At 56.0% G+C, this 21,439-nt stretch carries 17 protein-coding genes; 11 read left to right on the plus strand and 6 right to left on the minus strand.

The features are described from left to right. The first annotated feature begins 64 nt into the window (after positions 1-64). From BUB60_RS18230 to BUB60_RS18240, 3 genes are read left to right on the plus strand one after another with little or no spacing between them, the layout of a single operon-like run. Entirely contained in the window at positions 65-1,549 is a 1,485-nt protein-coding gene (locus BUB60_RS18230) for an L-fucose/L-arabinose isomerase family protein (RefSeq protein WP_200796653.1), read from the plus strand. 38 nt (positions 1,550-1,587) lie between these two features. Further along, positions 1,588-2,073: a hypothetical protein gene (locus BUB60_RS18235; protein ID WP_143162415.1), complete on the plus strand. Its 486-nt coding sequence runs from the start codon at positions 1,588-1,590 to the stop codon at positions 2,071-2,073. A gap of 35 nt (positions 2,074-2,108) precedes the next feature. Then, positions 2,109-3,152 carry an aldose epimerase family protein gene (locus BUB60_RS18240; protein WP_073082693.1) on the plus strand — a complete coding sequence of 348 codons (1,044 nt, stop codon included), beginning with the start codon at positions 2,109-2,111 and terminating at the stop codon, positions 3,150-3,152. An 89-nt stretch (positions 3,153-3,241) separates the two neighbouring features. Here BUB60_RS18240 and BUB60_RS18245 read toward each other — a convergent pair whose 3' ends face one another. The 5 genes from BUB60_RS18245 to BUB60_RS18265 are packed head-to-tail and all read right to left on the minus strand — an operon-like array spanning position 3,242 to position 7,684. Beyond that, on the minus strand, positions 3,242-4,417 hold the full coding sequence (locus tag BUB60_RS18245) for a hypothetical protein (protein ID WP_073082697.1): 1,176 nt from the start codon (positions 4,415-4,417) through the stop codon (positions 3,242-3,244). Beyond that, entirely contained in the window at positions 4,414-5,571 is a 1,158-nt protein-coding gene (locus BUB60_RS18250; RefSeq protein WP_073082702.1) for a hypothetical protein, read from the minus strand. Before BUB60_RS18250 ends, BUB60_RS18245 begins: the two co-directional genes overlap by 4 nt. After that, positions 5,571-6,422 (minus strand): ABC transporter ATP-binding protein, encoded by an 852-nt coding sequence (locus BUB60_RS18255; protein WP_073082705.1) that lies wholly within the window; start codon positions 6,420-6,422, stop codon positions 5,571-5,573. Before BUB60_RS18255 ends, BUB60_RS18250 begins: the two co-directional genes overlap by 1 nt. Beyond that, the gene (locus BUB60_RS18260) at positions 6,409-7,152 is read right to left on the minus strand and encodes a hypothetical protein (RefSeq protein WP_073082709.1); all 744 of its coding nucleotides are present in this window, start codon (positions 7,150-7,152) and stop codon (positions 6,409-6,411) included. The genes BUB60_RS18255 and BUB60_RS18260 overlap by 14 nt, the downstream gene beginning before the upstream one ends. Then, the gene (locus tag BUB60_RS18265; RefSeq protein WP_073082714.1) at positions 7,130-7,684 is read right to left on the minus strand and encodes an RNA polymerase sigma factor; all 555 of its coding nucleotides are present in this window, start codon (positions 7,682-7,684) and stop codon (positions 7,130-7,132) included. Before BUB60_RS18265 ends, BUB60_RS18260 begins: the two co-directional genes overlap by 23 nt. Before the next feature lie 426 nt (positions 7,685-8,110). Here BUB60_RS18265 and BUB60_RS18270 point away from each other — a divergent pair, with 426 nt between their 5' ends. The 7 genes from BUB60_RS18270 to BUB60_RS18300 all read left to right on the plus strand — a co-directional run bounded on the left by BUB60_RS18270 (position 8,111) and on the right by BUB60_RS18300 (position 17,827). After that, positions 8,111-10,135, plus strand: a complete 2,025-nt coding sequence (locus BUB60_RS18270) for a GH25 family lysozyme (RefSeq protein ID WP_073082717.1) — start codon at positions 8,111-8,113, stop codon at positions 10,133-10,135. 368 nt (positions 10,136-10,503) lie between these two features. Beyond that, on the plus strand, positions 10,504-11,307 hold the full coding sequence (locus BUB60_RS18275; protein ID WP_207650779.1) for a helix-turn-helix transcriptional regulator: 804 nt from the start codon (positions 10,504-10,506) through the stop codon (positions 11,305-11,307). Positions 11,308-11,463: 156 nt separating this feature from the next. Beyond that, positions 11,464-12,048 carry an MptD family putative ECF transporter S component gene (locus BUB60_RS18280; protein WP_159435468.1) on the plus strand — a complete coding sequence of 195 codons (585 nt, stop codon included), beginning with the start codon at positions 11,464-11,466 and terminating at the stop codon, positions 12,046-12,048. After that, entirely contained in the window at positions 12,049-12,768 is a 720-nt protein-coding gene (locus BUB60_RS18285) for an energy-coupling factor transporter transmembrane component T (protein ID WP_073082721.1), read from the plus strand. Between the two features lie 11 nt (positions 12,769-12,779). Then, a complete protein-coding gene (locus tag BUB60_RS18290) occupies positions 12,780-14,321 on the plus strand; it encodes an ABC transporter ATP-binding protein (RefSeq protein ID WP_073082726.1) in 1,542 nt (513 codons plus the stop codon). After that, positions 14,251-16,071, plus strand: a complete 1,821-nt coding sequence (locus tag BUB60_RS18295) for an ABC transporter ATP-binding protein (protein WP_073082730.1) — start codon at positions 14,251-14,253, stop codon at positions 16,069-16,071. The genes BUB60_RS18290 and BUB60_RS18295 overlap by 71 nt, the downstream gene beginning before the upstream one ends. Then, the gene (locus BUB60_RS18300; RefSeq protein ID WP_073082734.1) at positions 16,064-17,827 is read left to right on the plus strand and encodes an ABC transporter ATP-binding protein; all 1,764 of its coding nucleotides are present in this window, start codon (positions 16,064-16,066) and stop codon (positions 17,825-17,827) included. Before BUB60_RS18295 ends, BUB60_RS18300 begins: the two co-directional genes overlap by 8 nt. 81 nt (positions 17,828-17,908) lie before the next feature. On the opposite strand, the gene BUB60_RS18305 is transcribed toward BUB60_RS18300, so the two are convergent. Continuing rightward, positions 17,909-19,096, minus strand: a complete 1,188-nt coding sequence (locus tag BUB60_RS18305; RefSeq protein ID WP_073082737.1) for an anaerobic nitric oxide reductase flavorubredoxin — start codon at positions 19,094-19,096, stop codon at positions 17,909-17,911. A 559-nt stretch (positions 19,097-19,655) separates the two neighbouring features. On the opposite strand from BUB60_RS18305, the gene BUB60_RS18310 reads away from it, so the two are divergent. Then, complete coding sequence (locus BUB60_RS18310; protein WP_073082741.1) at positions 19,656-21,419, plus strand: acyl-CoA carboxylase subunit beta; 1,764 nt, start codon at positions 19,656-19,658, stop codon at positions 21,417-21,419. Positions 21,420-21,439 lie beyond the last annotated feature (20 nt).

A 21,439-nucleotide genomic window follows, 5' to 3' on the forward strand; every position in this document is an offset into this window, starting at 1 on the left:
ACGGAGGATTTTATCCTGCTTTTGGCCAGGAAAGAAGAACAAGAGCCAGGGAGGTCATATCATGATAACGAACATACCCAAAGTAAAAATAGGCATTATCGCTGTTTCACGCGACTGCTTTCCTGTCCGGCTCTCGTCGATGCGCCGCGCCGCGGTCGCCGCCCAGTGCGTACAGAGGAAGCTGGACGTCTATGAAGCCGGGACCGTCGTCGAAAATGAGAAGGATATGCTGGCGGCCGTGGACGAGGCGGCAAAGGCGGGCTGCAACGCGCTGGCCGTTTTCCTTGGAAATTTTGGGCCTGAGACGCCGGAAACGCTTATTGCCCAATATTTTGACGGCCCCTGTATGTTTGCCGCGGCCGCCGAAGGGGACGGCGATCTCGTGGACGGCCGCGGCGACGCGTACTGTGGGCTGCTGAACTGCTCCTATAATCTCGGCATGCGCCGTCTGAAAGGCCATATCCCGCCCTATCCCGTCGGTACGGCCGCAGACATTGTCGGCATGATCGCGGAATTTATCCCAATCGCGCGCGCCGTGATCGGCGTACGGAACCTGAAAATTATCACCTTCGGCCCGCGGCCGCAGGATTTCTTTGCCTGCAACGCCCCGATCAAAGGCCTGTACGAGCTGGGCGTTGAAATTGAGGAAAATTCCGAGCTTGACCTCCTGGTGAGCTTTAAGGCCCACGCGGGCGACAAGCGCATCCCCGAGGTTTGCGCCGATATGGAAAAGGAGATGGGCGAGGGCAAATATTATGCCGACCTCAATGAACGTATGGCGCAATTTGAGCTGACGCTCCTTGACTGGGCAGAGTCGCACAAAGGCAGCCGCCGGTTTGTGGCCTTCGCGGATAAGTGCTGGCCGGCGTTCCCGTCGCAATTCGGCTTTGTGCCGTGCTATGTCAACAGCCGCCTGACGTCGCGGGGTATCCCGGTGGCGTGTGAGGTGGATATCTACGGCGCGCTGTCGGAGTATATCGGCGCCTGTGTTACCGAGGACGCCGTCACCCTTCTGGATATCAACAACAGCGTGCCAAAATCGCAATTTGAAAATGAGATTGCCGGGAAATTCAGCTATCGGCTGACGGATACGTTTATGGGTTTCCACTGCGGCAACACGCCGTCCTGCAAGATGAAGCCGGACCGCGCCGTCAAATATCAGCTGATCCAGCACCGTACGCTTGAGCCGGAAGGCAGCGCGCCGGACTTCACCCGCGGCACGCTGGAGGGTGATATCGCCGCCGGCCCCATTACCTTCTACCGGCTGCAGTGTGACAGTGAGGGGACGCTGCGCGCCTATATCGCCGAAGGGGAGGTGCTGCCCGTGGGGACGCAGAGCTTCGGCGGCATCGGCATTTTCGCCATTCCGGAGATGGGCCGCTTTTACCGCCATGTGCTCATAGAAAAGCGTTATCCGCATCACGGCGCCGTGGCATTTGCGCATTGCGGCAAAACGCTGTATGATGTGTTCAGGTACCTCGGCATCGGCGATATCAGCAGCAATCAGCCGCGGGCGCTGCCGTATCCTACCGAAAATCCTTTTGCCTGAGTGGAGATGAAAACATACGAAAGATGGAAAATATTCAAGTGATGAGAGAAATCCGGCGCATCTATGGCGAATACTTTGATGAAACAGGCCGCGCGGCAATGAACAAAAAGGCGACGGACGGGCTCATGGGCTTTACGAAAGGCCCCAGCGCCGACCCTTGCCATGACCGGTTTTCCGAGCAGCTCAAACAGACGCTGGAGGCTTTTGCCGCCGCACCGCCGTCTTCTCAGGATGTGGAAGAGGTTTTGCGGTATATATACGATACGCCTGTGGCGTATAAGGACAATACGCTTGTGTATCTGATGCTGCAGGCAGTCCATGCGCACACGGAAAAGCTGATTGCTTTTCTGTCGACAGAGGACGCGGCCGGCCTGGCCGCCCGGTATATCGAGACCTACCCGAGATCAGTCCGCCTGCCCGTCCAGAATAAAATCGTGAAACTGCTGCAGGCGCAGGCGGGACAAAGCGACGTCCGGAAGGGCGGTATTCTCAATATTTTCAAAAGGCGGGAGAGCTCCCGCTGACGCGTGACAGCCCTATCAGGCGAGGAGGCGCAGCATTGACACAGTTTGTTTTCGGCCGGACAAAGACAGGCCATACCGTCACCGGTTATTGCCTGGAGAACAGCCGGGGCGCCGAGGCCACCATACTGGATTACGGCTGCACGGTGCAGTCGCTCCGTGTGCCCGACGCGGAGGGCAGGCTGACCGACGTCGTCCTGGGCTACGATACCATAGGGGAATATGAGGAAAACGGCGGATATGCCGGGGCGGCCATAGGCCGCGTTGCAAACCGTATCGGCGGCGCTGAATTCTCACTGAACGGAGAAACGTATCGTCTGGCCCGAAATGACGGGGAAAACCACCTGCACGGCGGGCTGAAAGGCTTTGACAAGTGCATATGGAGTGCCGTTATTAAAGGAGACGCGCATGTATTTTCCCGGCGTTCCCCGGCCGGCGAAGAAAATTATCCCGGCAGCCTCGACGTAAAGATCACCTATACGCTCACCGATGACAACGCGCTGCGGATCACATATGACGCGGATACGGATGCCGATACGATCATCAATCTTACAAACCACAGCTATTTTAATTTAAACGGGAAGGGCAGCGTGCTCGGGCACAGCCTGCAGGTGCTTGCGGACCGGTTCCTGGAAAACGATCCGTATTGCCTGCCGACGGGTAAGCTACTCCCGGCGAAAGGGACGCCCTTTGATTTTGGGGAACCGAAGCAAATCGGCCGGGATATCGACGCAGCCTGTACCCAGCTGACCCGCTGCGGCGGATACGACCACAATTTCGTACTGTCAGATCCGGTGGAAATGAAAAGGGCCGCCGTGCTGCACAGCGCCGAGTCGGGAATCCGCATGACGGTCCTGACGACGCAGCCGGGCCTGCAGGTATACAGCGGCAACAGCCTGACGCCGCGTAAAGGGAAAAACGGCGTCTCCTATGGCCGGCGCGACGCGATATGTCTTGAAACCCAGGTTTTCCCCAACGCCATGGCGCATACGCATTTCCCAAGTCCAGTTTTGAAAAAGAACGAACATTACCATACGGAAACCTGTTATCAATTTGAAATATCTGACAAACAAACCTGTTAAAGAGGACCCCCGGCGCACTTGGCCGGAGGTCCTTAATTTATGTAAAGTATGTACTGTAAGATACGGCGCGCGCGAATGACAGCCGAAGCTTACCGAATATCGGCTTTTTTCTCTCTTGCGCAAACAAGCAGGCTCAATATCAGTCCGACGGCAATGACGGCGCAGCCGGCAAAAGGCTCTATGCCGTCGATGCCGGTAATACCGTACAGCGGATTTCTAAAAGAAAAGCTCACGTTGAATAAGGACAGGCAGAGCTTGGCGAGCAGGATAAAAACGGGGATGAGCTTCAAAATCAGGGTGATGTAATTGCGGCTCAGCTTTGACAGCGCAAAGGCGAGGAGGGCCGCGCCGATGGTGCAGAGATAAATCATGCCGGCAGAATAGAGAACGTACTGCCCATAGGTTATGAAAAACCGGAACGTATACGAGCCCAAAAAAGAATCCATCCCGTTGTTCCAAAAAACCTGGATGCCTTTCGCGGCGTAAATGGCGCCGAATACCGCAATCTCAAGCGTCGTCAGCAGAAACGCCGAGATCAGGATCGCGCCGAGCTGGCTGAAGAGCACTTTTCTGCCCCGCCTGGAGGTGTATTGCAGCAGATAAATGCCTTGCATCCTGTCCCTGACCAAAAGCGGCGACAGGAAGATTAAAACGCTGAGTATGGCAAGGACTGAAAACCATGAGATATAGGTGTTGGTATTTTCAATCAAAAATATGTCCAATATGCTGTGGTATTGCCCGGTTTCGATGATTTCATTCAACCGGGCTTTTTCTTTTGCGCTGCCGGTTTCAGATATTCTGTTCTCATATCGCCTTGCTTCGTTTTGATATGCGCTTTCGATATAGCTGAGCCGGTCCAGCTTATAGGCAATCCCGTGGCATTTGCCGCTGTACAGAAAATCAAACGCTTCTGTTTCTTCGTCGGTCCAAGTCATATCCTTCTCCGCGAGTTTCAGGTAATCCTCATAGCTGAGGATTCCGGCCGCCGCGAATTCGGGATTGCCTTTTATGTAGTCGTTTGCCTCCAAAATGAGGCTGTCCTTTACTTTTATAAACTCCCGGAATTCATCGTCCTCCAAGGTAGCCCCGTATTTTCCGGTAAGCTCGACGCTGTAATCGTACTCCTCCGTCGTCGGATGGCCGTTCGGAAAGTTTTTAATATAGAATTCCATAAACATCAGATAAAATAACGCGCAAATCACTGCCACGAGCACAAGCATGACGGGATTCCATACTTTTTTCATCTCGTTTTTTAAAATTCTCAAAGCAGGTCCTTCTTTCTGAAGCGCCTTGCGGACAATATGCAAAATATCGTCAGCAGGCAGAATGTCGCGATAATCCCGAGCGTTTCAAAATGCGGCCACAGGATATCGGGGCCGCCGTCCGTAAACCACAAATACTGCTTGTACCATAAAGAGACCGGGTTCAGCACCGAGATATAAAACGCGAGGCTTGTCTGATTCAGGGAAGCAGGCAGCAAAAATAGCGCCGCGTCGATGATGATAAAAACGACAAATCCGACATAACTGTTTTTCAGCAGCACGCCGATGACAAAGGCCAGCAGCGCAAAGCACAGAATAAGCCCCGCCGAGGCCGCGATGACAGCCGGAATGTAAGTGATAACCGTATAGCTCTGCCAGGTGATAAACGGCTTCTGCCCGCATATGTAGTCAAATACATAATTGAAAACGCTGGAAACGCTGCTCCCCCAGATACCGCCGTAATGATTCATGAGGAGATACACCGGCAGCGTCACCGCAACCAGAAGCAGATAGGCGGCAAGACCCGTCAAAACGGCCGCCGGGAGCTTTTTCCTCAGAACGCGCCTGCCGGTTTTTGTGGAATAGACGAGTTGGTCCGTCCGGCAGATATTTTCAAAGCCCACGGAGAGAAGCGTGACCAAAGCGGCAATAAGCAGCCCCTCCGTGGTGAGCCATTTCATCACGCCGCCGAACAGCTGCTTGTGCATGCCGTAAGTATCTCCGGCAAAATAAACGGTCAGGCTCTCGCCGCGGGCGGCCTTTTCGTCAACACTCTTCTGCAGGGCCTGATATTTGGCGCGCATCATATCGGCCGTGCTTCCTTTCAGCCCAAGGGCGCCGATATACTGCTCCCCGATCTTTTCCGGCGCATCATAGCCGTCAAAAATATCTTTGACGTCCGATGTCTCCCGGCGGAGCCAGGACAGGTATCGCTCTTCCGTCTCATTGGAAAAGGGAAGCTGTTCCAGTCGGCTGCTGAAGCGTTCTCCCAGCGTATAGCCCGTCTTTTCGGCCGCGGTCCCGACAAAACCGGCGTATGTATTCCCGGATGCATCGGCGGCAATCAAAAGGATGTTGAAGAGCATGCAGGCCGCCAGAAACGCCCACAGCGCCGCCGAGGACACAAGCTTTTTAAGCTCATAACGAAAAATATCCATTATTCATTGTCTCTGTATATATACAAAAAGACATCCTCCAGGTTGGGCGTCACCGCCTTGACGCTGTCGGGCAGCGCGCTCTCGCAGGCAAACCGGACAAGGGTCCTCCCGTCCTCCTGTCGTTCCGTCAGAGGCAGGTGCGGCTGGGATATCGTGTGGATGTCACTTGTCTCATACACCTTGCCGCTGAGCATTTTGCAGATGTCGGCCGGCGCGTCGCTGCACAGGAGCTTGTGATCCTTGAACATCACGACATGGCTCGCGATCGTCTCAATGTCGGACACGATGTGCGTGGAGAGTATTACAATGCGGTCTTTCGAAAGCGACAAAATCAGATTGCGGAAACGTACTCTTTCCTTGGGATCGAGCCCCGCCGTGGGCTCGTCGAGAATCAGGACCGCCGGATCGTTCAGCATCGCCTGCGCAATCCCCACACGCTGAAGCATCCCGCCCGAAAATTTCCTCATTTTCGTATCGGCAACGTCGCCGAGCGATACAAGCTCAAGCAGCTCCCGGGCTTTTGTATCCGCCGTTTTCCTGTCGATGCCCTTCAAAGCGCCAAGGTAAGATAAAAACTGGCGGGGCGAATAATTTTTGTAATAACCGAATTCCTGCGGCAGGTAACCGATGACATTCCGGTAATTTTCGTCGAGATCTGAAATGTTGTCTCCATTGTACAGAATTTCCCCTTGTGTCGGGAAAAGCAGCGTCGTCAGCATTTTGATCAGTGTGGTCTTGCCTGCCCCGTTTGGCGCCAGGAGTCCGTAAACGCCCCGGTCGAACTCCAGCGTGATATCCTCCAGCGCCGTAAAGCTCCCGTATTTTTTCGTGACGTGATTAACCGTTAACATAGAAAAGCGCCTCTCTTTCAGAACGTGTCATGAGCTTTTTGATTTCCCGCAGGTAAAAGAAGGCTGTCAGAAAGACAACGGCCAGGGCGATACCGTCCGGCAGGCGCAAAAGGGCCTGGTCCCATGCCTTTCCGAATACCTGAACAGGCAAAATGCAGATGGCCGGCCAAATGGCGGGGAACAGATAATACATCCGCCTTCTGCCGATAAATGCCGCGGCCTTGGCCGAAAGCAAGGAACAGAGGAAGAGAGAACAAAGCGAAATCGCCAGCGTGTGCCAGAAATCTCGAAACCCACCCGGTACAGATACGGACGCCGCGATCAGGACGCAAAAGGCCGTTCCCGCGGCGGAGAAGTACAGCATCCGAAATACGCAGATTTGCCGGATTGTATACCTGCAGGTCATCTTCAGCTCGTACAGTCCGCTGACCCGCTCTTTTATTTCGGACGCCAGAGAGAGCAGCAGGTAAAAAACCGGCGAGACGGCGAACAGCATGCCGCCTGTCCAGCTGTAGGGAAAGGACCGGAAAAGAATAAAGCATAGGCCCAGCGTTATGCCGGCGGCGATAAGCATGCCGTCGGCGGTGTCCCGGAAGATGCTCCGAAGCCCAAGGGCCCGGTGAAGCTCCCGGAGCTGCCTCCCCAGAGATTTCTGCCGAATCAGCCCTTTGGATAAGATCGCGTCTATAGCCACGCTTTTTTCATTTTCATCGGGCATCGGTATATTCATCATCGAACTCCTTTTTTATACTTTTCAGCATGCGGTAGTATTTTGTTTTGACGGTCGATTCCGGAATGGACAAAACCTCCGCTATCTGTGAAAATGTATACTCGCCGAAAAACTTCAGGCGAAAAATCTGCTGTGTATCGGTATCCATCGTGCCGACATAGCTTTGGAGGCGGCGCGTCATATCCCTGATTTCCATCTGCCGGGCAAACGCGCTTTCGTCCGGGGCGTCGAGCGCATCGACGTCGAGGGGCACGTTTTTGATTTGGCGGCTTCGCAGGCGGTCGATGGCCTTGTTCGTTGCGACCCGGTAGAGCCAGGTCCGAAAGCTTGAAAGACTGCCGTCATATCTTCCGATGGATTTTAAAACGGAGACGAAGATGTCCTGCGTCAGGTCCATGGCCGTCTCCTTGTCGGAGGTTTGCCTGTAGGCATAAACGTAGATTTCGTCGTAATATTTTCGGATCAGTGTGTCCGCGTCCGCCGCGCTGCCGGTTTTCTGTATCCTGCGTATCAGGCGGTGCTCCTCGTCCAAGCTTTCACCCCTTTTAACCCGCTCGCTTATATATTCGTTTGAGGCTTCAAAATAGTTTCACTCAACCGGAATTATCTTCAACTCTATCAGAGCGAAGGAGAAACGGTCAAGCTTGCCGCCAATGTGCCGGACCGCGATTTACGGCGCCCCGCCCAGTGCTTTTCCTGCCTGTTCCTGCCAAAAAACATCAAAATCGAATGGTTTCGGGGCTTTTGTTGTTAATTAGTTGTAAAAATAAGCATATACTGTTGAAATTTGTCCATTTTTGACTATAATGTTAATAGGAGAGCAATAGCGCTTTTCTTACCACTTAGAAAAAAAAGATGGCATCGGATGTCATACAGTACCAAACAGTACTGTATTTGTTTTATGCCGCCCATATACAGACAGGTAAAATTTCAGTGGGATCAGGAGGCTCGGCAGCGCATGATTAAAAAAATCATCTGTATCGTTTTAATGTTTTGTTTAGCGGGATCGGTCGCAACGGTGGCATCCGCGGCGGGTTTGACCGGCAGCGGTACGATGACGGTCAGCCAATCGGGAATAAAGTTTATTGAAGGCTTCGAAAATTCGTCGGGGAACGGTGCGACCGGGGCTGAGGCCGAAAACCAGCTGGCCGCGGCTTTGCAGCCCAGCACGGCATCGGTCAACAAGTTTATCGCCAGCAATAATATTTCCCTCACACAAGCCCAATTTGACGCGCTCGTCAGCTTTACATACAATCTCGGGTCCGGCTGGACGGACCCGTCCAATCGGATCAGCAGTTATTTGACCGGCGGGCTGTCAAAATATTCGGAAATCGACATCGTCAATGCCATAGGCATATGGTGCCACGTCGGGAAGGCGGTCAATACCCAGCTGATAGTGCGCCGGCTGGCCGAGGCAAATCTTTTCATTTCCGGAGATTACAACACCGGCGACCGGAAATATACCTACGTCATTTTCGACGCCGGCAAAGGCAGCATGGAGCACGATATTTACTTTTTCAAATATGGTCAGCCGTATGGCACGCTGCCGGGCGCTAAATTATCGGGATACACGTTTGCCGGATGGTACACGTCAAACGGCGCTGTTGTCAACGCCGGCGATATCGCCGGGGACAACCTGACGGTCACGGCAAAATGGACCGGCGGGGCAATACCCCAAGCGCCGGCCAATAATTTCCCCGACATCTCGGCAAATGACTGGTTTTACACCTATGTCAGTGATCTCAATAAGCGCAATGTCGTCAACGGCTTTCCCGACGGAACGTTTCGGCCGGCCAGCACTGTGAGCTGCGCCGAGGCACTGAAGCTGATCATCCTTGCCGCGGGCTACAGCGAGCAGCCCTCCACAAGCAGCAGCTGGGCCGGTGGCTATTTAAAGTTCGCGGTTTCGAAAGGCCTGATCGATGCCGCCGAAATTCCGGACATTAACGGCACGATCAGCCGCCAGCTCATCGCAAAGATCGCCTCAAGAGCGCTCGGGCTTGCTCCCGCAACGGTGAGCTCTCCGTTTGCGGATACGGCCGATCAGTACGTATTGTCGCTGTACAGCTATGGCGTGGTTGAAGGCAGCGTTTCAAACGGGTCGCTGCTGTTTATGCCGGACAGCAGCATAACGCGCGCGGAGATCAGTGCAATTGTCTGGCGGATCAATAATCTGAATTTAGAACCGGACCCGCCCCCGGCGACAACGGATCCGATTCAGAACCCGGGAACAAATCCGGGGGCGGGCGATCATACCAACCAGATCCAGTTCGGGTCCACATGGCTTGACGTCCTGCAAGGCGTTCCGGTGAATTCTTATGACAAAAGTGCTTTCTATCTGGACAATGGCCTGCTGCGCTATAATTCGCAGACGGTCAAGACGAAAATCGGCGTTGACGTATCGTCCTACCAGGACACCATCGATTGGCAGAAGGTCAAAAATGCCGGCATAGATTTTGCGATACTGCGCGTGGGCTTCCGCGGGTATGGAAGCTCCGGCAGCATGAATCTGGACAGCCGCTTCCGCACCAATCTCACCGGGGCGCTGAATGCCGGATTGAAAGTCGGCGTCTATTTCTTCTCTCAGGCCATTACGCCTCAGGAAGCTATAGAAGAAGCGGATTTTGTGCTCTCTGAAATCAGCGGATATGATATCGCGTACCCGATCGTCTTCGATTGGGAGACGGTCGGCTCCAGCTCCGCCCGCACCGCCGGAATGAGCACCCAGATGCTGACACAGTGCGCGCGGGCATTCTGCGGCAGGGTCGCGGCTGCCGGCTATACGCCGATGATTTATTTCAATATGAGCCTCGGATATCTCAAATATGACCTCAGCGCCGTGCAGGACTACAAATTCTGGCTGGCGCAGTATACGGCCACGCCGACTTTTTATTATGATTTTCAGATGTGGCAGTACACAAGCAGCGGGACGGTAGACGGAATCCCCGGGAACGTGGACATGGATATCAGCTTTGAAAGATAAAGCGGAGGAGCACTGCAAAAATGCAGTGCTCCTTTTAATTTAGCGGCACGTGCTGCCGGGGTTGAAAAACTGGTGGGAAAGTGGTACAATAAGTTAGAATTATCTAACTTATTGTACCACTTTTGTCCTTTGAAAAGCGGACAGCCTGCGTAAAGCGGAAAGGTGATGACATGATGGCCGAAAATACGGAGACGAGATACAGAATTTTTAATCCGGAGGACAAGGACTGCCCGGTCGGCAGCCTGCTTAACAGCGTATACAAAAATGATGCGTTTCGAAGCCAGCGACGGCAAATACCTGAGGAAGCCGGAAAAGGGTATTGCCGGAGGTATATTTTAAACCCGTCAATGGAGATATCCATTTCCGATATGACCTTTAACGAGGACCTTACGCTGCGGGAGGAGATTAGTTTCCCTGCGCATTACGGCCTCGCGTTTTGCCTGGAGGACCCGCTTTACTGGAGGCTGGACGGCGGCGGAGAATACGAGATCGGTCCCGGGGAGAGCTATGTGTTCAACGGCTTGCGCGGGAGCAGCATGTGTACGTATTATGCGGGAAAGCGCTTTTCCGGCATCAGTCTCCAGTGCGGCGCGGGCGTCCTGGCAGCCCTGACGGAAAGCGCAGGCGAGGGGAGCGGTCAGCCGGCCTGGGGTAAGGATGAAAGCTGCGTCTCTGCAAAAAGGTTTTCGCCGGGTATCCGGCTGATTCTGGCCGACATCCTCCGCTGCCGGTACCGCGGGGATATTGAAAGAATTTATCTTGAGGGGAAGGCCCTGGAGCTGTTGGCTGTCTATCTGGACGAGATGCTCCTGGAAAATGGAAATTCCGGCGCTCTTCCGGGCTTCTCAAAGGCCGATATCGCGGCGCTGCACCATGCCCGGAGCATTCTGGACGGCGCCATCGACGCCCCGCCGACAATCCGGGGGCTGGCGCGGCTTTCCGGCCTGAACGAATATAAGCTGAAAGCCGGGTTCCGGGAGCTGTTCGGGCTGCCCGTTTATGCTTATATCATCAACAAGCGCATGGAATCGGCGCGGCTGCTCATGGGAGAGCGGGGGATGAGCGTCGCGGAGGCGGCCCTGTCGGTGGGCTACAGCAGCACAAACCACTTTACGGAGAAATTCAAAGCAAAATACGGCGTCAAGCCGTCGGAGTACAGAAAGCTGCGGTGAGAAGGTTTTCGCACAAAATCCGTTTTGGGTGAAAAACAATCCCGTTCGGTACATCCCCGCCGGCAAAATGTCATGTATAATGATCACAATGAGTTAGATATATCTAACAAAATACTTTGCCTCATATGTACGCAAATCGAGGGAGAAAAGGTGATCATGATAAAAAAGAAACTGACGGTAAAAGACCTTATTGTGGCGGGCGCCTTTGCGGCGCTGTATGTGGTGATCATGCTGGTCATCGTTTCCACAGCCAGCCTCACCCCCGTGACCTGGCTGATGGCGCCGCTCCTCTGCGCCGTCGTGCTGGGCACGGTGTATATGCTGTATTGCATGAAGATACCCAAGCGCGGCGCGATACTCATTCTGGGCGTGGTGGTGTCGCTGGTGCTGTCCTCCACCGGCGGCTGGGCCGCCCCGGCGTGGGGCATTATATGCGCGCTTCTGGCGGAGCTTCTGGCAGCGCTGGGAAGATACGGGTCGAAGGGCTGGTACGCCGCCAGCTTCTGCGTTTTTGCCTGCAGCACGGCCGGGCCGTTCTGGATGCTGGTGTTCGCCAAAGCGGCGGTGCTGGCCACTATTGAAAATACATACGGCGCCGGGTTCGCCGCCAGAATGGACGCCCTGACGCCCCCATGGATCGTTCCGGTGGTGATCGGCAGCGCTGTTCTGGGCGGGTTTATCGGCGGCGCCATCGGCAAACGGCTCCTGAAAAAACACTTTGAAAAAGCGGGCGTGGTTTGAATGGAGACAACCCGCGCCGCGCAAATAAAGAAACCCTATATCCGGCTGGACCCCCGGACAAAGCTGCTGGTGCTGCTCACCGGCAGTTTTGCCGCGCTGAGCGCGGCTCCTAAAAGCGCCGAGGTCATGCTGATCTTGTTTCTCACACTGCTTTTGCTCAATGAGCGGCAGACAGGATTCGCCGTGAAGCTGCTGGCGGTATTCGCGGCGATGCTGCTGCCCGACATTTTCGGCGCCTCTCTTTTGGACGGCGCGGCCGGAGTCGTCCTCCTCGCCGTGACGCGCATTGTCCGCATTTACCTGCCCGTCTGCATGGCGTTTACGCTGGTGGTGAAAACCACGACTGTGAGCGCGTTTATCGCCGCCCTGTGCAAGATGCACGTCAGCGATAAGATCACTATTCCGGTGTCGGTCATGTTCCGCTTCATACCGACGGTGAAAGAGGAATGGCAGGCCATCCGCGCCGCGATGAAGTTCCGCGGCATCGGAATCTCATTCAAAAGCGTGGCCATACGTCCGATGCTGACGCTGGAATACGTGATGATCCCCCTGCTGATGTCGGCCTCCGGCATTGCCGGGGAATTGGCGGCGGCCTCACTGGCGCGCGGGCTGGACAGCGGAAAGGCGCGCACCTGCGTCACGCAGGTGGCCCTCGGTCCCGCAGACTATCCCGTCATGCTGGCAGGCCTGGCCATAGCGGTCTGCGCGGTGGCCGGATGAGGGGAGAGGGGATGATCACTCTGCAAAATGTGAGCTTTCGCTACGGTACAGGCGGCGACGCGTCCGGCGGTGTCCGGGAGGTGGACCTCCACATCCGAAAGGGCGACTGCGTGGTGCTCTGCGGCAGGAGCGGCTGCGGCAAGACGACGCTGACCCGGCTGGTAAACGGCCTGATCCCGCATTTTTACGAGGGGGTGCTCTCAGGCGAGGTGCGGGTGGGTGGCAGGGACAGTGCCGCGCGCTCTCTGGCAAAGACCGCCGAAATCGTGGGCTCCGTGTTCCAGAACCCGCGCAGCCAGTTTTTCAATGTGGACACGACGGGCGAGCTCGCCTTCGGCTGCGAGAACCAGGGCCTGCCCCGGGAGGAGATTTTAAGGCGGGTGGACGGCGCCCGCGTTCTCTTCGGCCTGGACGGCCTGATGGACCGCAGCATCTTCGAGCTCTCCGGGGGCGAAAAGCAGCGCATCGCCTGCGGCTCCGTCTATGCCGCAGGCCCCGAGGTCTATGTTCTCGACGAGCCCTCGGCAAACCTCGACGCCGGCGCCACGGAAAAGCTCCGGCAGATCCTGGCCGCGCTCAAGGCCCGGGGCAAAACGCTTTTAATTTCCGAGCACCGCCTGTACTATCTCGCGGAGCTGGCCGACATGTATCTCTATATGGAGGACGGGAGAGTGACAAGGGCGCTGGATCGGCGGGAGATGCGCGCGCTGCCGCCCGGCGAGCGGGCCGCCATGGGTCTGCGGAGCCTTGACCTAAACGGCGCGGACTATAGGGGACGGGCTGCCGCGCCTCGGGACGGCGGCGCCCTGCTCATTGAAAACCTCGTCTGCAGGCGCGGCCGCCGGAGGGTGCTGGACATCCCGCGGCTGAGCCTCCCCTCGGGCGAAATCCTCGCGGTGGTGGGCGCAAACGGCGCGGGAAAGTCCACCTTTGCCCACTGCCTGGGCGGTATCCTCAGGCATAAGGGGACCTTTTCCGTGGACGGGAAAGCCCTGAGCGATAAAAAGCGCGTTGAAATGAGCTATATGGTCATGCAGGATGTGAGCCGCCAGCTGTTTACGGAGAGCGTCCTGGAGGAGCTCTCGCTGGGGCGGCGGGAGGCGCCCGTCAAAGAGGCGGAGGACCTGCTGCGGGCGCTCGGCCTGTACGAGCTCCGGGATAAGCACCCCATGGCCCTGTCCGGCGGACAGAAGCAGAGGCTCGCCGTGGCCGCCGCCGCGTTCGCGGGCAAGGAGATCCTCCTCTACGACGAGCCGACGAGCGGGCTCGACGCCGTTAACATGCGCAGGATATGCGCTCTCATTCAGGATATGGCGGACCGCGTGTTCATCACGGCCGTCATCACCCATGATCTGGAGTTTATTTTAAGCTGCTGCACCTCGGTGCTGGAGCTGTCCGGCGGGACCGTGACCGATCATTACGCCCTGGATGGTCCCGGCGTGGAAAAAATCAAACGGCATTTTTTGAAGGAAGTGGTCAATTATGAAACAAAAGGAAACAGCGGCAAAACCGAAAACCGGCATGGCGCGGCTGCTGGAGCTGGCGGCTACTAAAAAGCCGCTGATGATCTCATCGGTGGTCCTGTCGGCACTGGCCTCCGTGGCCTCGTTTATCCCGCACATCGCCATATACTTTCTCATACGGGAGATCATTGGGGTGTATCCGGATTTCGGGAACCTGGATTTGCGGACGGCCCTGGACTATGGCGGGCTGGCGCTGGGCGGCATCCTGCTCAACGTCCTGCTGTATTTTGCGGCGCTGATGTGCTCGCACCTGGCGGCGTTCGGCACGCTGTACGAGCTGAAGGTGAATTTTGCGTCCCATCTGGCCAAGGTGCCGCTGGGCTTCCACGTGCTTGTGGGCAGCGGCAAGCTGCGCAAGATCATGGACGAGAATATTGAGAAGATCGAAGGTTTTATCGCGCATCAGCTCCCTGATATTGTGGCGTCCTTTGTGGCGCCGGTCGTGATGCTCGTCATTTTGTTCGCGGTGGACTGGCGCTTCGGCCTTGCGGCCACGGTGGGCATCATTATTGCCTTTGTGATCCAGATGAAGGCCTACGGCAACGACGGCGCAAAGAAGATGATGGATAAATATCAGACCTCCATGGAGGATATGAACAACGCCGCCGTCGAGTATATCCGCGGCATCACCGTCGTCAAGGCCTTTAAGCAGACGGTGTACTCCTTCCGCAGAATGCACACCGCCATCAGGGAATACACCAAAATGGTCATTCCCTATACGCTGAGCTGGGAAAACTACATGTCGGCCTTCACCACCATCATCAACAACGTCTACCTGTTTTTGATCCCGGCGGCCATCCTGGTAGGGCTCCGCACGGCGGACTACGCCGCGTTTGCGGTTGCGTTCATCTTCTACCTGATTTTTGTGCCCTCTATCGCCACCGTCATGATGAAGATCATGTACGTCGCCTCAAACGGCCTGAACATCATCGGCGGCGTCGAACGCATGGACGAAGTCCTGCACACAGCACCCCTGCCCCAGGCGCGGCTTCCTAAGGAGACCCGGGGGCACGACGTCGCCTTTGAAAACGTGTCCTTCTCCTATGCGGGGACGGCGGCGGAGGCACTGTCCGGCGTCTCCTTCCGGGCGGAGGAGAATCAGATCACGGCCATTGTCGGCCCCTCGGGCGGCGGCAAGAGCACCATCGCGCACCTCATCCCGCGCTTTTTCGACGTGACGGAGGGGCGCATCAGGATCGGCGGCGTGGATGTACGCGATATGAGGAGCGAATATCTCATGGAAAAGGTCAGCTTTGTATTTCAGGATGTGTTCCTGTTCAAGCAAAGCATCCTGGACAACATCCGCCTTGGCAACCAAAGCGCCACGGACGAACAGGTGATCGCGGCGGCGCGGGCGGCCCAGTGCCACGAATTCGTCGAGAAGCTGCCCGACAAATATCATACGGTCATCGGTACAAAGGGCGTCCATCTCTCGGGCGGGGAGCAGCAGCGTATCGCCATCGCCCGGGCCATCGTCAAAGACGCGCCCATCATCGTGCTCGACGAGGCCACGGCGTTTTCCGACCCAGAGAACGAATACCTGATCCAGCGGGCCTTTGAAAAGCTGATGCACGGCAAGACAGTGATCATGATCGCCCACCGCCTGTCCACCGTCCGCAGCGCCAACAGGATCGTCGTCATGGACAAGGGGCGCCTCATCGAGCAGGGCGGGCACGGCGCGCTCCTGGCAGGCCGCGGCAAATATTTCGACATGTGGAACATGTATACGAAAACGCTTGACTGGAAAATGGACAGAAGGGGGGCCGGGGTACATGCGTAAGCTCCAGAGCTTTTTGATGCTGACCGATAAGGGGTATTCCGATTTAAAGAAAGCCATCGCCGCCTGCACGCTCACAAACCTGGCGCTGATGCTGCCTTTCATGGTGACCATCCAGATTTTCGCGGAGCTTTTAAAGCCGCTGATGGGACAGGAGCTGTCCTGGACCAGGATGTGGCTTTTCCTGGGGGGCGGCATCGTCGCCGGCGTGCTGGTGTTTTTCGCCAGCAAAAACGACTATAAAAAAACGTACATCACCTCGTATATGGAGGCCGAGACCTCACGGATCAGCGTTGCCGAGCACATCCGAAAGCTGCCCATGAGCTTTTTTAACTCCAAGGATCTGTCCGAGCTCACCACGAATATCATGGCCGACTGCTCGACGACGGAGCACGTTTTGAGCCATATCATCCCGCAGCTGAGCGCCAACGCCATCTCCATCACGCTTGTCTGTATCCTGATGGCCGCCTTTGACTGGCGGATGGCACTGGCCGTGTTCGTCACCGTACCGGTTGCACTGCTCATTATCCTGGCCAGCAGGAGGATACAAAACCGCCTGAGTGAAAAGCAGGTGGACTCGAAGCTGAAAGCGTCCGGCCAGGTGCAGGAGTATCTGGAGGGCATCAAGGTCATCAAGGCCTGCGGGCTGGACGGCTCAAAATTCGCGGCGCTCGACAGCGCCCTGCGCCTGATGAAAAAGATGGCCATCAAAATGGAATTTGGCACCGGCGTCTTCGTCACCGGGGCGCAGATGATCCTGCAGGCGGGCGTGGGCCTGACGGTTTTCACCGGCACATACCTCCTGACCGGGGGCAGGATCGAGCTCATCCCGCTGTTGATGTTCTTTGTCATCGTCGTCAGGATCTACGGTCCGGTCCTCGTGGAGTTCACCCTCCTGCCGGAGCTCTTTTATCACCGCATCGCCACAAAACGGATGCGCACGCTGATGGATACGCCGGTCATGGAAGGCGACGCGGAGAAAAAGCTCGGGCGCTGGGACATCGACTTTGAAAACGTGTCTTTCAGCTATAACGCGAAAAATCCCAAGGAGGACGCGGTGATCAAGAACCTGACGGTGTCCATCCCGGCAGACGCCATCACGGCGCTGGTAGGCCCCTCCGGCTGCGGGAAGAGCACCGTTTCGAGGCTCATCGCGCGGTTCTGGGATGTGGGTGAGGGCTCCGTCAAAATCGGCGGCGTCGATGTGAAAACGCTGGACCCCGAGCACCTGATGAGCTATATGTCCTTCGTCTTCCAGGATGTGGTGCTGTTTAACGACACGGTCTACAACAACATCCGCGTCGGGAACATGGAGGCCTCCGAGGCGCAGGTTATGGCCGCGGCCAAGGCCGCCTGCTGCGACGAATTCATCCGCGCCCTGCCGGACGGCTATGAGACGATGCTGGGCGAAAACGGCAGCACGCTTTCCGGCGGCGAGCGCCAGCGGATATCCATCGCCCGCGCGCTTTTGAAAGACGCGCCCATCGTCCTCCTGGACGAGGCGACCGCCTCCCTGGACCCGGAAAACGAGGCGCTCATTCAGCAGGCCATCTCCAAGCTTATCGCGGGCAAGACGGTCATCGTGATCGCCCACCGGCTCAGGACCGTGGCGGGCGCGGATAAAATCATCGTCCTCAATGACGGCCGGCTGGCCGAGGAGGGCACCCACGAAACGCTGATGCAAAACAAGGGCCTATATGAAAGGCTGTACCGCATTCAGCAGGAGAGCCTGGGCTGGAGCGTCCGGGCAGCACAGTGATGTTGTGTGAATTGACCTGATAATTATATATTGAATATAAGTTCAAAATAAACAAAAAGGCCTGTTGGCAAGCGGTGCGGCCTACATTGCGGCGATTTTTTCCCCGAATTCAAAAGCGCGCCGCCTGGCGTCGCCATCCGGGTTCCACTGATTCTTAAAGCCCTGATCGACGATTTGGAAGCCGGCGTCCTCCAGCATGGCGCTGATGACGCCGACCGCTTCGCCGCTCCAGCCGTAGCACCCGAATGCCGCGGCCTTTTTGTTTTTGAACCGGAGCTCTTTCATCAGATGTATAAACCCGGCGATCGAATGCAGGACGCTTCTGGAGTTCGTCGGTGACCCCACGAGGACGGTTTTTGATTTGAAGACCTCCGTGATCACGTCGTTTTCATCGCTTTTTGTAATGTTGAACACCTTGACGGCCACGTCGGGAGCCGCCGCGTGTATGCCCTCGGCGATCTTTTCGGCCAGGGCCCTGGTGCCGTTCCACATGGTGTCGTAAATAATGGTTATCTGGTTTTCCTGATAATCGTCGGCCCAAAGCGCGTACTTCTCCACGATCTGCATGGGATTGTCGCGCCAGACGACGCCGTGGCTCGTGGCGATCATATCGATCTGCAGGTTAAAGGCAGTGATCTCTTCCAGCTTTTTGCGCAATATCTGGCTGAAGGGCGTCAGGATATTGGCATAGTACTTCATGGCTTCGTTCATCAGGCCGCACTGGTCGACCAGGTCGTTGAACAGGGCGGTGGTGGCCAGGTGCTGGCCGAAGGCATCGTTGCTGAACAGAATTTGGTCGCCCGTGAGGTATGTGGCCATGCTGTCCGGCCAATGCAGCATCGGCATTTCCACAAATATGAGCTCCTTGCCGTTGCCGACGCTCAGCTTGTCCCCGGTTTTGACGACATGAAAATCCCAGTCCTGATGATACTGCCCCCGCAGAGATTTGACCGCGTTGGCCGTGCAGTAGATCGGTGTTTTCGGGATGCGCTGCATCAGTGCGGGAAGCGCGCCGCTGTGATCAGGCTCGCCGTGATTGGCGATAATGAAGTCGATTTGATTCAAATCGATTTCAGAGGCCAGATTTTCAACAAATTCCTTCGCGAAAGGTGCCCACACCGTGTCGATCAGGACCGTCTTTTCTTCTTTTATGAGGTATGCGTTGTAGGAGGAGCCGTTGTGTGTGGAATATTCGTTGCCATGAAATGTCTGGAGCTCCCAGTCGACCTTGCCGACCCAAAAAACATTGCCTTTTAATACACTTTTCATTGCGTTTCACCTTTCTTTCCGTCCTTGGTATCGCTTGTGCCAGTATTGCCGCCGAGGGGCAAAATGATTTTCCGATGATATACATCTTAATTGATTTTTTAAAAATATTCCATTGTATTTGCAACGAAATGCTTCCAGGCGGCGTTGCTTTTTTCTTTCCCTCTGCCGCCGGCTGTCCGCAATGGAATTCCCATTGTCTTAATTATAATGAGTAAACCATGTGACGAATACCGGAAATTAAGTATCGACGTCCCATAAACTCCTACCTATCCTACATAAAAACACCTACACAGATATGGTAATTTAATTATTTACAAAGCGTAATAAATTTTGTAAATTTATTTTAGAGATATAATATTATATTACTATTTTGCGCCCGTCGGGCGCACTCCGGACAGCGTCGCCCCGTTTCGACAAAAATCGCGGCGAGGCGCGGGAAAATCGTTTTTGTCGAAGTTTTTACAAGTGCTTATCTATACTTTTTGAGAGCCATCATCTATAATATTGACGGAATCGTATAATTATTGATATTGTCAATGAAAGATAAGGAGGAAACCGCATGAGTACATTTGGATACTCTATGCCCAGCTATTTCCAGAACATGAACACCATAGGCGCGCCCATTGACACGGCGAATGCCGAAAACGAGGCCGAACTGAAAAAAATCGAGGAAGAGCTTCAAAAAGAGCTTTCCGACATCCTGGCCTCGGGCCGTACCGACGAATCGCTCAACAAGTCCGGTCAGATGACCGCGATGCAGCGGCTGAATCTGCTCGTAGACGAGGGATCCTGGTTTCCGCTCAACAGCCTTTATAATCCCGAGGACAATGCCGACGGCAGCACCGGCGTCATCACAGGTCTCGGCAAAATCCATGACAAGTGGGCTGTGATCATCGCCTCCGATAATAAAAAGCTGGCCGGCGCCTGGGTTGCCGGTCAGGCCCTGAAGCTGACCCGCGCAACCGACATGGCCAAGCAGCTGAACATTCCGCTTGTCTACGTGCTCAATTGCAGCGGTGTCAAGCTGGATGAGCAGGAGAAGGTTTACGCCGGCCGCGTCACGGGCGGTACGCCCTTCTTCCGCCATGCCGACCTGATGCAGCTCGGTATTCCGATCATCTGCGGCATTTACGGCACGAATCCCGCCGGCGGCGGCTATCACGCCATCAGCCCCACCATCCTTTTGGCCCATGAAAAGGCGAATATGGCGGTCGGCGGCGCCGGCATTGTCGGCGGCATGAATCCTAAAGGCTACGTGGACAAGGAGACCGCCCAGACCCTCATCGACGCCACGAAGGGCGCGAAGGAGGAGGATCCCCCCGGATCGGTGTCCGTCCACTTCGGCGAGACCGGCTTCTTCCGCGAGGTCTACACCCAGGAGGAGGGCGTGCTGGAGTCCATCAAGAAGTACATGGACGCCATCCCCGCTTACAACGAAAATTTCTTCCGCGTGGACGATCCCAAGGAGCCCGCGTATTCCTCCTCGGACCTGTATACCCATGTTCCCTTCAACCAGCGCCGCGCTTACGACGTGCGCAAGGTCCTGGCCTGCCTGTTTGACGGCAGCGAGTTTATGGAATTCAAAAAAGGCTACGGCCCCGAAATCGTCGCCGGCCTTGCCAAGGTCAACGGCCTTTTGTGCGGCGTCGTGGCAAACTATCAGGGCATGCTCCCGAACTATCCGGAATACCGCGAGAACGGCGTCGGCGTCGGCGGCAAGCTGTACCGCCAGGGCCTCATCAAGATGAGCGAATTCGTCACGCTGTGCGCCAGAGACCGTATTCCGCTCATCTGGCTCCAGGACACCACCGGCATCGACGTGGGCGACCCCGCTGAAAAGGCCGAGCTCCTGGGCCTTGGACAGTCCCTCATTTTCAGCATCCAGAACGCGAAGATTCCCCAAATGGAGATCACTCTCCGCAAGGGCACGGCAGCCGCCCACTACGTTATCGGCGGTCCCCAGGGCAACGATACCAACGTCTTCAGCCTCGGCACCGCGGCCACCGAGATTTATGTCATGCACGGTGAGACGGCCGCCGCGGCCATGTATGCCCGCCGGCTTGCGAAGGATCAGGACGCGGGCAAGGACATCCAGCCCGTCATCGACAAGATGAACGATCTGATCAAGAGCTACTATGACAAGTCCCGCCCGGGCTACTGCGCCAAGGTCGGCTTTGTGGACGAGATCGTCCGGATGGACGGACTGCGCGGCTATATCTGCGCTTTTGTCGGCGCCGCCTATCAGAATCCCAAGAGCCTGTGCGCGTTCCATCAGATGCTGACACCGCGCGTCATCCGCGACTGGGATGCGCTGAACGCGTGACAAGCAAAATTTGTGAGGTG

Source organism: Sporobacter termitidis DSM 10068 (genome assembly GCF_900130065.1).
Taxonomy (GTDB): domain Bacteria; phylum Bacillota; class Clostridia; order Oscillospirales; family Oscillospiraceae; genus Sporobacter; species Sporobacter termitidis.

Bases quoted from the DNA above. Each gene is read 5' to 3' on its own strand.
- BUB60_RS18250 (WP_073082702.1), bottom strand. From the start codon at position 5,571: ATGGATATTTTTCGTTATGAGCTTAAAAAGCTTGTGTCCTCGGCGGCG.
- BUB60_RS18255 (WP_073082705.1), bottom strand. From the start codon at position 6,422: ATGTTAACGGTTAATCACGTCACGAAAAAATACGGGAGCTTTACGGCG.
- BUB60_RS18260 (WP_073082709.1), bottom strand. From the start codon at position 7,152: ATGAATATACCGATGCCCGATGAAAATGAAAAAAGCGTGGCTATAGAC.
- BUB60_RS18270 (WP_073082717.1), top strand. From the start codon at position 8,111: ATGATTAAAAAAATCATCTGTATCGTTTTAATGTTTTGTTTAGCGGGA.
- BUB60_RS18275 (WP_207650779.1), top strand. From the start codon at position 10,504: ATGACCTTTAACGAGGACCTTACGCTGCGGGAGGAGATTAGTTTCCCT.
- BUB60_RS18280 (WP_159435468.1), top strand. From the start codon at position 11,464: ATGATAAAAAAGAAACTGACGGTAAAAGACCTTATTGTGGCGGGCGCC.
- BUB60_RS18285 (WP_073082721.1), top strand. From the start codon at position 12,049: ATGGAGACAACCCGCGCCGCGCAAATAAAGAAACCCTATATCCGGCTG.
- BUB60_RS18290 (WP_073082726.1), top strand. From the start codon at position 12,780: ATGATCACTCTGCAAAATGTGAGCTTTCGCTACGGTACAGGCGGCGAC.
- BUB60_RS18295 (WP_073082730.1), top strand. From the start codon at position 14,251: ATGAAACAAAAGGAAACAGCGGCAAAACCGAAAACCGGCATGGCGCGG.
- BUB60_RS18300 (WP_073082734.1), top strand. From the start codon at position 16,064: ATGCGTAAGCTCCAGAGCTTTTTGATGCTGACCGATAAGGGGTATTCC.
- BUB60_RS18305 (WP_073082737.1), bottom strand. From the start codon at position 19,096: ATGAAAAGTGTATTAAAAGGCAATGTTTTTTGGGTCGGCAAGGTCGAC.
- BUB60_RS18310 (WP_073082741.1), top strand. From the start codon at position 19,656: ATGAGTACATTTGGATACTCTATGCCCAGCTATTTCCAGAACATGAAC.